The sequence below is a fragment of the Halomonas aquatica genome (genome assembly GCF_040196335.1).
GTDB classification, from domain to species: domain Bacteria; phylum Pseudomonadota; class Gammaproteobacteria; order Pseudomonadales; family Halomonadaceae; genus Halomonas; species Halomonas aquatica.
On the sequence record NZ_JBEGCJ010000001.1, the window covers coordinates 141,751 to 154,673 of the forward strand.

Annotated in this window: 12 protein-coding genes; 10 read left to right on the top strand and 2 right to left on the bottom strand. The window is 53.5% G+C overall.

The genetic code is table 11. The annotated features are described in order from the left end of the window. Positions 1–89: 89 nt before the first annotated feature. The 7 genes from ABE960_RS00600 to ABE960_RS00630 all read left to right on the top strand — a co-directional run bounded on the left by ABE960_RS00600 (position 90) and on the right by ABE960_RS00630 (position 10,001). Positions 90–449 (top strand): hypothetical protein, encoded by a 360-nt coding sequence (locus ABE960_RS00600; RefSeq protein ID WP_349760278.1) that lies wholly within the window; start codon positions 90–92, stop codon positions 447–449. Between the two features lie 73 nt (positions 450–522). Next, complete coding sequence (locus tag ABE960_RS00605) at positions 523–885, top strand: DUF2628 domain-containing protein (protein WP_349760279.1); 363 nt, start codon at positions 523–525, stop codon at positions 883–885. Next, positions 882–5,066, top strand: coding sequence for a DNA-directed RNA polymerase subunit beta' (gene rpoC, locus ABE960_RS00610; protein ID WP_349760280.1), 4,185 nt, complete (start codon positions 882–884; stop codon positions 5,064–5,066). Before ABE960_RS00605 ends, rpoC begins: the two co-directional genes overlap by 4 nt. 88 nt (positions 5,067–5,154) lie before the next feature. Continuing rightward, positions 5,155–6,228, top strand: a complete 1,074-nt coding sequence (locus tag ABE960_RS00615; protein ID WP_349760281.1) for a hypothetical protein — start codon at positions 5,155–5,157, stop codon at positions 6,226–6,228. A 142-nt stretch (positions 6,229–6,370) separates the two neighbouring features. Further along, positions 6,371–8,125: a hypothetical protein gene (locus ABE960_RS00620; protein WP_349760282.1), complete on the top strand. Its 1,755-nt coding sequence runs from the start codon at positions 6,371–6,373 to the stop codon at positions 8,123–8,125. Then, positions 8,122–8,847 carry an OmpA/MotB family protein gene (locus ABE960_RS00625; protein WP_349760283.1) on the top strand — a complete coding sequence of 242 codons (726 nt, stop codon included), beginning with the start codon at positions 8,122–8,124 and terminating at the stop codon, positions 8,845–8,847. The genes ABE960_RS00620 and ABE960_RS00625 overlap by 4 nt, the downstream gene beginning before the upstream one ends. Beyond that, positions 8,844–10,001, top strand: coding sequence for a hypothetical protein (locus ABE960_RS00630; protein WP_349760284.1), 1,158 nt, complete (start codon positions 8,844–8,846; stop codon positions 9,999–10,001). The genes ABE960_RS00625 and ABE960_RS00630 overlap by 4 nt, the downstream gene beginning before the upstream one ends. 275 nt (positions 10,002–10,276) lie before the next feature. On the opposite strand, the gene ABE960_RS00635 is transcribed toward ABE960_RS00630, so the two are convergent. Then, positions 10,277–11,122 (bottom strand): 3'-5' exonuclease, encoded by an 846-nt coding sequence (locus ABE960_RS00635; RefSeq protein ID WP_349760285.1) that lies wholly within the window; start codon positions 11,120–11,122, stop codon positions 10,277–10,279. Positions 11,123–11,145: 23 nt separating this feature from the next. Continuing rightward, complete coding sequence (locus ABE960_RS00640) at positions 11,146–11,874, bottom strand: SIMPL domain-containing protein (protein ID WP_349760286.1); 729 nt, start codon at positions 11,872–11,874, stop codon at positions 11,146–11,148. An 83-nt stretch (positions 11,875–11,957) separates the two neighbouring features. Between ABE960_RS00640 and ABE960_RS00645 the strand changes: the two genes are divergently transcribed. From ABE960_RS00645 to ABE960_RS14825, 3 genes are all read left to right on the top strand, one after another. Further along, positions 11,958–12,335 carry a hypothetical protein gene (locus ABE960_RS00645; RefSeq protein ID WP_349760287.1) on the top strand — a complete coding sequence of 126 codons (378 nt, stop codon included), beginning with the start codon at positions 11,958–11,960 and terminating at the stop codon, positions 12,333–12,335. An 86-nt stretch (positions 12,336–12,421) separates the two neighbouring features. Further along, positions 12,422–12,628: a hypothetical protein gene (locus ABE960_RS00650; RefSeq protein WP_349760288.1), complete on the top strand. Its 207-nt coding sequence runs from the start codon at positions 12,422–12,424 to the stop codon at positions 12,626–12,628. A 42-nt stretch (positions 12,629–12,670) separates the two neighbouring features. Then, on the top strand, positions 12,671–12,853 hold the full coding sequence (locus ABE960_RS14825; protein ID WP_432765327.1) for an MbcA/ParS/Xre antitoxin family protein: 183 nt from the start codon (positions 12,671–12,673) through the stop codon (positions 12,851–12,853). Positions 12,854–12,923: the final 70 nt, after the last annotated feature.

The following is a 12,923-nucleotide window of genomic DNA, read 5'->3' on the forward strand; positions in this document are numbered from 1 at the left end:
TGTTTAAAAGCAACGTGCATCATCGCCAGTCCGAAAAAGGCTGAAAACCAAAGAAACAAAACTCATGAAAAAAGCACAAGGGAATCATCATGAAAGGAAAAATTCTGATAGCTGTAAGCATCGCTCTTCTTGTCACGGGCTGCACTAGCGTCGGTGTCACGCCTGTCAATAATTTTGCGGCCAAACCCGCCAGTTGCCAACTCGATATCTATGTCAGCGAGTCTGATATTCAACGCTCTTACCAGACCGCCTGTCTGATCGATTCGCGCACTGGAACCACGGCATTTCACCGCAAGAATGCCGCCGCCGCCATTGATCACGCGCGCGCCGAGGCCTGCGGTTGCGGTGCCGATGCCATGCTGATCAATGCAACGGATACCCAAGGTGTCACCATGACCACTTGGGGCCAGGGAAAGGCCATCATTCAAGCGATTCGTTATAACGACTAATCATCACGCGACACCTCTCGAATAAGCCGGAGTAGCGCTTTCGGACTGACAACACCATCTGCCGGAGCAGTGTATGAAAGAGTTCAGGATCTACCAGCACCCCACAGGCAAGCAGGAAGCCGTCAAGCAAGGCTGGTCATGGCCAGGATTCTTCTTCGGCCCCATCTGGGCACTGGTGAAGAAACTGTGGGGGCTGGGTGCTGTGCTGCTTGTGGTCGTACTCATGCTCAGCGCCCTTCCTGTTGAGACAGAGGTCGGCATGTTAGCCAGCCTCATCGTGCTGGTGATCTATATCGTTTGTGGCGTCAATGGCAACAACTGGCGCGAAAAAAACCTTAGATCACGAGGCTATGACCAACTCGACACAGTGTCGGCCGCAAATCCTGATGGGGCGATAGCGGCATATATTAAAAGCTCCAGAAGTCATGCCGAATGAAAGAGTTGGTGAAAATCCTCAAATCGCAGTCTCAGTCCGAAGAGTTCGACGCGATCAAGATCACGCTGGCGTCGCCAGACATAATTCGCTCCTGGTCCTACGGCGAGGTCAAGAAGCCCGAAACATTCGACCATCGCACATTTAAACCGATACGTGATGGTATCTTCTGTGCCAAGATTTTCGGGCCCTTGAGGGATTTCTCATGCCTTTGCGGTAAATACCAGCGAATGAAACACCGTGGCATCATCTGCGAGAAGTGCGGCGTAGAGGTGACCAAGGCCGCGGTGCGCCGCGAGCGCATGGGCCACATCGAGCTGGCAAGCCCGGTCGCGCACATCTGGTTTCTCAAGTCGCTGCCGTCACGCATCGGCATGTTCCTGGACATGACGCTGCGCGACATCGAGCGGGTGCTCTACTTCGAGAGCTTCATGGTCATTGACCCAGGCAAGACCACCCTCGAGCGGGGACAGCTGCTCAACGACGAGCAGTACTTCGAGGCCCTCGAGGAGTTCGGTGACGACTTCAACGCCCACATGGGTGCCGAGGCGGTCCAGGCGCTGCTCAAGGACATCGACCTCGAAGAGGAGATCGGTCGCCTGCGCGAGGAAATCCCTCAGACCAATTCCGAGACCAAGATCAAGAAGCTCTCCAAGCGCCTCAAGCTGCTGGAGGCCTTTCAGGGCTCGGGCAACGACCCGGCGTGGATGGTCATGGAGGTGCTGCCGGTCCTGCCGCCGGATCTGCGTCCGCTGGTGCCGCTGGATGGCGGCCGCTTCGCGACCTCCGATCTCAACGACCTCTACCGTCGCGTGATCAACCGCAACAATCGCCTCAAGCGGCTGCTGGACCTCAATGCGCCGGACATCATCGTGCGCAACCAGAAGCGCATGCTGCAGGAGTCAGTGGACGCGCTGCTCGACAACGGACGCCGTGGCCGGGCCATTACCGGCTCCAACAATCGCCCACTGAAGTCCCTGTCCGACATGATCAAGGGCAAGCAGGGGCGTTTCCGCCAGAACCTGCTGGGCAAGCGCGTCGACTACTCCGGCCGCTCGGTGATTACCGTCGGCCCGACCCTGCGTCTGCACCAGTGCGGCCTGCCGAAGAAGATGGCGCTAGAACTGTTCAAGCACTTCATCTATTCAAAGCTGCAGTCCCTGGGCTATGCCTCCACCATCAAGGCCGCCAAGAAGATGGTCGAGCGCGAGCTGCCGGAGGTGTGGGACATCCTCGCCGACGTCATCCGCGAGCACCCCGTGCTGCTCAACCGCGCCCCGACCCTGCACCGCCTCGGCATCCAGGCCTTCGAGCCGTTGCTGATCGAGGGCAAGGCGATCCAGCTGCACCCGCTGGTGTGTGCCGCCTACAACGCCGACTTCGACGGTGACCAGATGGCGGTGCACGTGCCGCTGACTCTGGAAGCCCAGCTCGAGGCCCGCGCGCTGATGATGGCCACCAACAACGTGCTGTCACCGGCCAACGGCGAGCCGATCATCGTGCCCTCCCGGGACGTGGTACTGGGTCTGTACTACATGACCCGCGAGCGTATCAACGACAAGGGCGAGGGCATGGTGTTCTCCGGCCTCGACGAGGTGGAGCGCGCCTTCGGAACCCAGAGCGTGTCCATGCATGCCCGCGTCAAGGTTCGCCTGGACGAGGTCGAGTTCGACGAGGAGACCGGCGAGCAGAGCCGCCATCGTCGCATCTACGACACCACCGTCGGCCGGGCGCTGCTGTTCCGCATCCTCCCCGATGGCGTGCCCTTCGAGCTGGTCGATCAGCCAATGAACAAGAAGGCGTTAAAGCGGCTCATGCTCTCTGCTCATGGGCTTGTGAGCAGTACCGAGTGGGTCAAAATGGCAGATAGGCTGAAAGATCTCGGTTTCCGGTATTCAACCTTTGCGGGCATATCACTTGGCATCAACGACTTCGTCATCCCGGACGAGAAGGCCGAGATCGTCGATGCGGCCGAGGACGAGGTGAAGGAGATCGAGGACCAGTTCTCCTCCGGTCTCGTCACCGCCGGCGAGAAGTACAACAAGGTCATCGACATCTGGGCCCGGGCCAACGACCAGGTCGCCAAGGCGATGATGGCCGGTATCTCCAAGGAGACCGTGGTGGACCGCGACGGCAAGGAGGTCGAGCAAGACTCCTTCAACAGCGTCTTCATCATGGCCGACTCCGGCGCCCGGGGTAGTGCCGCCCAGATCCGCCAGCTGGCAGGCATGCGCGGCCTGATAGCCAAGCCGGACGGCTCGATCATCGAGACACCGATCGTCGCGAACTTCCGTGAGGGCCTGAATGTCCTGCAGTACTTCATCTCGACTCACGGCGCGCGCAAGGGCCTGGCAGACCAGGCGCTCAGGAGTGCCAACTCCGGTTACCTGACCCGTCGCCTGGTCGACGTGGCCCAGGACATGGTCATCACCGAGCCGGATTGCGGCACCGACAAGGGCCTGACCTTGCATCCGGTGATCGAGGGCGGCGACATCATCGTCTCCCTGGCTCAGCGCGTGCTGGGCCGAGTGGTCGCCCAGGACGTGGTCGACCCGGCCAGCGAGGACGTGCTGATTCCGAGTGGCACCCTGCTTGACGAGGCCTGGTGTGCCGAGCTCGACACCATGGGCGTCGACGAGATCGTGGTTCGCTCGACCATCACCTGCCAGACCGCCCATGGCGTCTGCTCGGCCTGTTACGGCCGTGACCTGGCGCGCGGCCACCAGGTGAACATCGGCGAGTCCGTAGGCGTCATCGCCGCTCAGTCGATCGGCGAGCCGGGGATGCAGTTAGTGCTGGATAGTAAAAAGCGCTCGAGTGCTGTGCTGCGCGGCACGCCAGTTTCTGATGTCCAGGTCAAGCACGGCGGCAAGGTGCGCCTGCACAACATCAAGCACGTCGAGCGCAGCGACGGCAAGCTGGTGGTGGTCTCCCGTTCCAGTGCTCTGGCCGTCGCCGACGACCAGGGTCGTGAGCGCGAGTACTACAAACTGCCCTACGGAGCCGAGTTGTCTGTAAAAGGGGGCGAAATAGTAAAGGCGGGCGATATAGTGGCCAACTGGAACCCCCATATACTGCCTATCATTTCTAAAGATGAAGGAACGTTTGCTTACGATCAGGATGGCCTGTTCGTTTATTTCAAGACGAGCATGGGAGACAAGAGTAAACCCCGGAAGAGTAAGTTATCCCTCTGGGCAAGATCTTTGTTAGGCAATGTAAGCACTGACAAAGAAAAAAATTGGGTGCATCGTTCACATTATCCTATACCACCCATTCCTAGGCCCCTATTTTCTTTTCACAACGGGGATAGGGTTAAAGTCGGTGACGTTTTAGCTTGGATTCCGTCGAAAGTTGTTGTTAATACAGACATTACGGTTGGCCTGCCGCGGGTCACCGACCTGTTCGAGGCACGCAAGCCGAAGGAGCCGGCTATCCTCGCCGAGATCAGCGGCGTGATCAGCTTCGGCAAGGAGACCAAGGGCAAGCGTCGCTTGGCGATTACCCCAGAAGGCGGCGACCCTTTTGAGATGCTGATCCCGAAGTTTCGCCAGATCGCGGTGTTCGAGGGCGAGTCGGTCGAGAAGGGCGAGGTGATCTCGGACGGCCCGAGCAACCCGCACGACATCCTTCGTCTGCTGGGTATCGCCGAGTTGGCCAAGTACATCACCACCGAGGTGCAGGATGTCTACCGCCTGCAGGGCGTTGGCATCAACGACAAGCACATCGAGGTGATCGTGCGTCAGATGCTGCGCAAGGTGGAGATCACCGATGCCGGCGACAGCGACTTCATCCCGGGCGACCAGGCCGAGCTGGTGCGCGTGCTCGAGCAGAACGCCCGGCTGGAGCCGGAGGACAAGTTCCCGGCGAAGTACCAGCGGCTGCTGCTGGGTATCACCAAGGCCAGCCTTGCCACCGAGTCGTTCATCTCCGCGGCCTCCTTCCAGGAGACCACGCGTGTGCTGACCGAGGCGGCGGTGACCGGCAAGCGTGACTACCTGCGTGGCCTGAAGGAGAACGTGGTGGTGGGTCGCCTGATCCCGGCGGGTACCGGCCTCACTCATCACGCGGAGCGTCGCCGCAAGCGTGAAGACGCCGAGCGGATGCTCCACCCGTCGGCCTACGACGTCGAGCAGGAGCTGGGCGCCCAGCTTACGGCACTGGACTCAGACGACGATGAAATCTGAGAAAGTTGGCTCTTCGTCTTCGAGATTTTCTGAATGAAAATAGACTCTCAGATTTTTGCCAAATAAACCTCACAATCAAGGACGAAATATGTCATTTTTTGGCAATATAAAAAATGTTACCGTCTCGACAGCTAAAGCCATCAGCAATGGAGTTGAGCTTCTGGATGAGCTGGCAGATGGAGTACAAAAAAGTTCAGAACTGCTCCTCCTGAAAACCCAAGCCTCAAGCTTGGAGAATGAAATAAACCGCCTGATCGGCAATTCCGACGACCTAATAGCAACTAGCGAAAAAAGACAAGCACTATCAAAAAAATATGACGAAATTATCGCAAAAACATTGGGTTATGAGAAAGACCAATACGTAAGAAAAAATAAGTTACTAAAAAACGACATAGAACTCTCCAGTATAAGCGAAATAGAACAAAGGGTAAAAAATAAAGAGCAGGATCTTACTTCTCACACATTCAAACTGGCAGTCACTGAGATACGCAGACTTGAAAGTATAAAAAAAGACCTTGAGAACTTGCTAAAAATAACTCAATCCAAGGAACATGAGTTCGCTCATCAAAAATCACTTGAAAAACTCAACAGCATTACAAAAAGAATAGCTAATCTTCAGGAAAAGAGACACGAGAAAATTATCAGCAACTACCCTTCTGGAGAGAAAGAATATAAGGAACAACTTTATGATGGAAAAAAACATGGAACGTCCGAATTCTGGCATGAAAACGGCACAAAGGAAAAAGAAATTTCATTTTCACATGGAGAATTAATCGGCACATCAAGATACTGGAGAAACGACGGCACGATATTGTCTGAAATATCGTACCAACCGACACATGGCTCCTTTACTCATTCTGCCTTTTACAGAAACGGCACGAAAATAATGAAGTCCTCACTAAAAAATAAACAAGGACATGTAGATATCTGGCTTTGGGATGGAAGCCTTGTTTGCAGAGCAAAAATTAAAAATAATAAAGTTAATAAGCTACCGGCATTTATAAGAGCAGCAATGAAAAAAAATCTTTGGGCAACCCTTTACAGGGCAAGAAAGCCTGGCTTACAACAGGACATGTTAACCGAAATGGAAGAAACAGTAGAAATTTACACTAGGTTTTCCGATGAACTGTTAAAACACCTGACACATGGGAAAGCTTCATAAAAAAATGCATAAGCCACCTGAATTCAGGATCAAAAAAATCTTGGCAACCAGGCAGCTCTGAAACATTAAAGGCTCGCATCAGGAACATTGAAAAACATCGCAATATATAAAATGGCCACAAGGGCCTAAAGGGAGCTGAAGTATGGATTTTTTTACCGCACTTTTGCGCGGTCCAAGCGGATTGGAAACCTACCTATCTGCCGCCGATGCCGGCGCAGTTACCAGCATATTTTTCGGCCTTATCGCAGGTTTCTTTGCCATTGCGCTGGTCTGCTACAAGACGGACAAGCTCAGAAGCCTGACGCACTACACACCCAACCTGCTCACCTCGCTGGGGATGTTGGGCACCTTCGTCGGGATCGTTATCGGCCTCTTGCACTTTGATACGGATAATATCGATGGAAGTATCAGCCTGCTACTCGGCGGTCTGCAAACTGCGTTCATGACCAGCCTTTTCGGCATGGCCATGACCATAGCCTACAAGGTCATCACTGGCCTCCCCTGGGTGCAGCCGAAGGCGAATTTTGCCAGCGGTCCGGACGAGATAGGGCCGGAGCATATCCACCAGCTGCTACAAGAACAGAACGAAAATATCGCTAGTCTGCATCAGGCAATTGCCGGAGATGACAGCGATACCCTGACGGGACAGATTCGTCTGCTTCGACAGCATCAAGACGACAACCACAAGGCGCTTGCCAAGGAAACCAGCCGCCAGGCAGATGCTGCTGAATCGCTGGGTCAGACCGCCGAAATCCAGCGCGAGCGCTTCGACACCTTCACACGTGAACTCTCGACACAGATGAATGATTTCGCGGAAATGATGTCAAAATCTGCTACAGAACAGGTAATCAATGCCCTCAAAGAGGTCATCCAGGACTTTAATAACCAGCTGACCGAGCAATTCGGCGAAAACTTCAAGGCTCTGGATGCCTCGGTTAAGTCGCTGGTCGAGTGGCAGGAGAACTACCGCCAACAGCTGGGCGAGATGCGCGACCAGTATGCCCAGGGCGTCACCGCTATTGCCCAGACAGAGGCCAGCGTTGCTGCAATCAGCGACAAGGCCACGGCGATTCCAGAGACTATGAGCGGTCTCGAAACCCTGCTCACCGCTACCCAGCGTCAACTAGATGACCTCGAGTCACACTTAGGCGCCTTCAAGGACATGCGTGACCGAGCCGTTGAAGCCGTGCCGGAGATTCGGCGCCAGGTCGAGGAGACCGTCACCGAGATCAATCAGGCCGCCCAGAGTGCTGCACAGGAACTGATGACAGGCAGTGCCAGCATGAAGGATGAACTTCTCCAGGGAAGTGCGAACATCAACAAGGAAATGATCGAGGGCGCCAGTGGTCTCAATGATCGGTACAATCGCGTCCACGAATCTCTGCAGGGTACCTCGGATCATCTTTCTGACCAATCCGACAAGATCGCAAAGAATCTGGAAGATGCTTATAAAGATCTCAACACTCGTATCGCCGACATGACTACGCATCTCACACATCATAGCGAGCAGCTAACGAAAACCCTTGGCGAGGCTGGCGAGGAGACCCAGAGCCAGCTACGTCAGGCGCATGGTCAGTCTCGTGAGCTGCTTGAAAGCGTTCAGAGCCAGCACCGCCAGGCGCTCGAGGCGGCCAGCGAACGATATCAGCGCGAGCTTAGCGCGGCTCAACAACAACTGAATGGAGTGCTCAAGGAAGTGGTGCAAAGCACCGGAAAATCCGTTAGCGATCAGGTCGGTGCTCTTGACCAAGGCATGCAGGAAGAGCTTTCCCGGTCTCTAACACAGATGGGCAACCAATTGGCCCAGATTACGGGTCGCTTCACCCAAGACTATCAGCAACTCACCAATGAGATGCATAAGGTAGTGCAGTCCGGTAATAACGGATCATACTCATGAGCCGCCTGAACACTATTTTCGGTCGTGGCAGCTCCGCCGGTAACGAGGAAGAGCACCATTGGCTGAGCGTCTCCGATCTGATGGCCGGGTTGATGATGGTATTCCTACTGATCTCGATTGCCTTGATGCGTCATGCCTTGGATCAGCGTGATCGCGTCACCCAGGTAGCCGAGGCTTATCAGGAAACCCAGGTCGCGATCTATCAGGCCTTGATGGATGAATTCTCCGATGACCTAGAAACCTGGAAGGCCGAGATTGATTCCGATACCCTGGCGCTGACCTTCCAGTCACCGGATGTGCTTTTTGCCACCGGATCGGCTCAGCTTCGCCAGCGCTTCGAGGGCATACTAGACGACTTCTATCCCCGTTATCTCGAGGTACTCACGCCCTTTCGGGAAGCCATCGACGAGATCCGTATCGAGGGCCACACCTCCAGCCGTTGGAACAGCGGCGTGGGCGAGGACGAAGCCTACTTCCTCAATATGCAACTTTCTCAGGACCGAACTCGCTCGGTACTGAGCTATCTGTATCAACTTCCTGAGACACAGTCGCAAAAGAACTGGGTGAAACAGACCACCGCCGCAGTGGGCTTCTCTTCCTCACATCTTGTGCTGGATGATTCCGGACAGGAAGACCACGAGCGCTCGCGCCGGGTGAGCTTTCGCATCTTGACCAATGCCGAAAGCCAGATCAGAGAAATTCTATCCGAGGCAGATTCATGAAGCTCGAGATTGACTTAAGCACCTTGCGTGCGGCTGTAAGTCGCATGGGGCCACCGCTGCCAGTCGACTTGGATCTCACAAACTCGCTTTCACCACCCGTTACTGGAACTCCCTCCCCAACCGAGGCCCCACCTGTATTCGAACCAGGTGGCGAGGAAATCACCAAGGGAGAGTTCGATGAAATAGAAAAGACTGGTAATCTTCTGGCATACAAGGGCCAGCAGATTCTGCTTTATATGCCGGGTCACCCTCAGAACCGTTTCGAAGAGGCACAAGTCGATGCACTTAATGGAAACCGGGTACATGTTGCCTTCTGCCAAAAACTGGAGGAAATGAAACAAAGCGGCCGGTTTGAACGCTACATTGCCACTCAGGACCAACATGGAGAGTTTCGCATATACTCTCGTGAAAAGCCGTCGTATGAGGTCAAGGTGCCGCTGCGAGTCTGCATGCTATGCCTGAAAAAGCTCAACTACAAGGGTTACAGCAATCCTGGTAACAAGGCGGTGTTTGCCAACTTTTCATTCCGTGAGTTCTTTCAATATTACGAGTCTTTCTTCAGCGAGCATCCGGCCACTGAACCGCGGACCCATGAGGAGAAAGGCTATACCCGAGACTGGCCGGAGCTTTCGAGGGCTTATAGGGCTTCAAAAGATTACACCTGCGAAAGCTGCAGTGTAACGCTCCAAGGCCATCGCCACCTGTTGCACACCCACCACCTCAACGGAGTTCGCGATGACAATTCCGACCATAACCTCAGGGCGCTCTGTGCGGATTGCCATAGCAAGCAACCTGGCCATGATCACATGGTGGTTACTCATGATGACCGCCATACCATTGCACACCTCCGCCGCGAGCAGAAATGCGCAGATACTGCCGACTGGCAAGAGGTTTTCGACTTGGCTGACCCCGGCCTCAATGGTCTGCTGCACCATCTCAAGACGCTCAAAGCACCATTGCCGGAGGTGGGCCTGGACGTTCAGGATGAACGCAAGGCAATCGTCGCCAACCTAGAGTTGGCATGGCCTGAAAGGCGTGTGGGCGTCGCGATTGGTCCCGATGACGCCAATCAAGCCCGAGTGCAGGGATGGCGAGTATTCAGCGTATCTCAGTGCCTGGATAGCCCGCAAAAACTTAAACGTCAGATTGATTAACTGACTGAATTCAAATCCAGCCCACAGGAACAGAGCATACAGTCGAGAGCTTTTAAGATACAATCGATAATCCGGCGTAACGGTATTATGCAATGCATAATATCTTGGCTTCTCGTTTTTAAATTAATTAACGAAAAAAACCTTTTTATTGGCTCGAACTAAATATTCAAGCTTCAAGAACATGTAAAACTTAAGGCCCTAGCATGCTCAGATTTAATTGTGGCCTCGAATTTAACATTATTTTTCTTCATTTATACTAATTCTGAAAATTTAAATTAAATAACCTTTCTATTTTTCAGCTCATAATAACATCTTCTGCATGCATCAACATCGGCCTTTGCATCGTGTGCATTCTGCATTGATTTCGCAAACAGGAACATATGCAATTCCTCGAGCTTGGGCCATTTATATCCACTCCTGTTTCCCTTGACAGGTAACTTGCAAAGCTCGGTCGATGACCGCATGGTACAGCAAGAATCTATCCCAATTAAAGGATGAGGCTTACCATTCCTTTTGAATTCCTCCTTAACAAAGTTATCATCAAATTTTATATTGTGTGCTACAGCAAGTTTTGATCCCATTGCTGCTCTTTCGAATTCATCAAGAACACCTGCTATTTCAACTCCCTCACGCCTTGCTATTTCCGTAGTAATCCCATGGATTCTTGCCACATGAGCTGGTATCTTGAAACCAGATGGATAGATTATATGGCTCTGTTCATCCAATAAATTCCCATTAACATCCGTGAGAGCCCAAGCGATTTGAACAATACGATCTGACTTGGCACTCAGCCCCGTGGTTTCAACATCAAAAAATAGAATAGACGTCCTACCTATCTTTGCCTGGACAGGTTTTGGTGCTGGTGTCGGTTTCGGGGCTGCCGACGGCTTCAGTGCTTTGGTCGGCTTCGGTGCTGGCGTCGAGCTAGATGCTGGGGTCGGCTTGGGGGCTGGCGTCGGCTTCGGGGCTGACGTCGGCTTGGGGGCTGACGTCGGCTTAAGTGGCGATGTCACCTTGGTCGCATCGCCACTTCCTCTATGGAAAATATTTCCCCAGTTCTTGAAAAGCAAGATGAGAAATAATGCCCATACTGTAATAGCAAAGATGATTGATAAATCCATGAAATATCACCTGTTATTTCTAATCACCCCACCTGCCAAACGGCATCTACACTGGCACTTACATTTATCGTGTCAGGATTATGATAACCCTCCTCAGGCTCTTCGGAAGATTTTCTATACAACGCCATACCTGAAAAGGCTCTACTTTTTAATTTATGATCATTAAAATCAGATTGGAGTCGGTGCCGGGCAGCATCCTCCCTGACCTCGACCAAGCTTAGCAACGAGACACCAAGCGCCTCTGCCATACCCTGAGCCTTTTCTTTAGCATTACTGGTCGCTTTTTTCACTGCTTCAGTCTGAAGTGACTCTGGATTTTCGAGCTGATAATGAACACCTTGAATAATATTCACTCCTTGAGTCGTCAAAGCATTTAATACCGATGAAATATCGTCAACATCATGACTTACCAAGCTGACAGTTCGCAATACTCGTGTTAAATAGACCTCTTCTTCTTTTATTCCACCAATTCCTGGATCTGCCTTCACACGTTCAACCCTAAACGTACCTGTCTTCAACACACCCTTCCCTATCCCGACTTCATCTAGATATGCAGCAAGATTCAGGATCCTGTTCTCTAAATCCTTTTTCGAACTCTGAAGATCTTTTGGTTTCGGACTTTTGTTAAACTTACCTTTTCCGCTCGAAACAGACTCCCAGAATGCCGCGCTTATTATCACCTTATCCGGCTTCGCATCAAGGTGTGCTGTTCCAGTAACCCTAATAACACCTGCTTCATTTCCGCTCGTCATAAGGCAGCCTCGAAAATCATTTTTAATACCTAAGCAGACAGCCTAGTATAAGGATCAAGGAATTTCTTGGATGATTTTTTCTGATGCACATTGCCGAACCCTCGCTTCTCATCCGTATCTCGCGCAGTTGGCATGGGGGGATCTCCACAGCAGCGCTCTACGAGGCCACCCGTGGCGTCTGGAAGATCGGCGAGCGCCGCGAACAGGTCGAACTGGTCTTCGCGGTGGCGTCGGGGGTCATTCGCGAAGTCTATCGTGTGCATGCCTGGCATCCGGCCGGCACCACGCTCTATCACACGCGTGTGCCGGTAGATGTCGCCATCCAAGGCCGCTGGGAATTCACCGGTGAACAGGCTGAAGAGATGATACGGTCACGCTATCTGGGTATCGACGTGACCGGTTACTTCTCGCAGGGCAGCAGCAATCCGATCCAGTATGTCAATGTTCCGATCAATCCCTGATCGGCCACCCTGACTCGGCGGCCTTGGAAGGATCGGCAATCTGCCGCAGTCTTAAAGGCGTATTGCTTGAATCCCAGGAGTTGGCCTTGGAAGCGCTCAATATCGAAGAAGAAAACGCTGTTAACCAGCTGATGAGCGGGCGTCGTGGCGCCCGGGCCGATGACCTGATCCGCCAAGGTGTGCCCCTGGCGGCGCTAGACCGCCTGTCCCAGCATGGGGTGGACGTCATTCGCCTGGGCATCATCAAGCCACGCACCTTGAGCCATCGTCGCTCGCGGGGCGAGGCGCTCTAGGCAGAACAAGGCGATCGCCTGTATCGCGCCAGCAATATCATCCTGCTCACCGAGGAGGTCTTCGGCAGCCAGGAGAAGGCTGCTCAATGGTTGCAGAAACCGAGGAAAGCGCTGGGCGACATCAGCGCCCTGGATGCCATCGCCACTACGCCGGGCTTCATTGCTATCGATGAACTCCTTGAGCAACAGCGCTATAGGCTCATCGCCTCGGGGATACCTGGCTGAAGGAGGCTTAGACCCTTTTGATGCAGGTGCCGAGCGTGACCGTTACCCATAATTGCAACTACCTCTTCAA

Bases quoted from the DNA above. Each gene is read 5' to 3' on its own strand.
- ABE960_RS00615 (WP_349760281.1), top strand. From the start codon at position 5,155: ATGTCATTTTTTGGCAATATAAAAAATGTTACCGTCTCGACAGCTAAA.
- ABE960_RS00605 (WP_349760279.1), top strand. From the start codon at position 523: ATGAAAGAGTTCAGGATCTACCAGCACCCCACAGGCAAGCAGGAAGCC.
- rpoC (WP_349760280.1), top strand. From the start codon at position 882: ATGAAAGAGTTGGTGAAAATCCTCAAATCGCAGTCTCAGTCCGAAGAG.
- ABE960_RS00625 (WP_349760283.1), top strand. From the start codon at position 8,122: ATGAGCCGCCTGAACACTATTTTCGGTCGTGGCAGCTCCGCCGGTAAC.
- ABE960_RS00630 (WP_349760284.1), top strand. From the start codon at position 8,844: ATGAAGCTCGAGATTGACTTAAGCACCTTGCGTGCGGCTGTAAGTCGC.
- ABE960_RS00635 (WP_349760285.1), bottom strand. From the start codon at position 11,122: ATGGATTTATCAATCATCTTTGCTATTACAGTATGGGCATTATTTCTC.
- ABE960_RS00620 (WP_349760282.1), top strand. From the start codon at position 6,371: ATGGATTTTTTTACCGCACTTTTGCGCGGTCCAAGCGGATTGGAAACC.
- ABE960_RS00600 (WP_349760278.1), top strand. From the start codon at position 90: ATGAAAGGAAAAATTCTGATAGCTGTAAGCATCGCTCTTCTTGTCACG.
- ABE960_RS00640 (WP_349760286.1), bottom strand. From the start codon at position 11,874: ATGACGAGCGGAAATGAAGCAGGTGTTATTAGGGTTACTGGAACAGCA.
- ABE960_RS00645 (WP_349760287.1), top strand. From the start codon at position 11,958: ATGCACATTGCCGAACCCTCGCTTCTCATCCGTATCTCGCGCAGTTGG.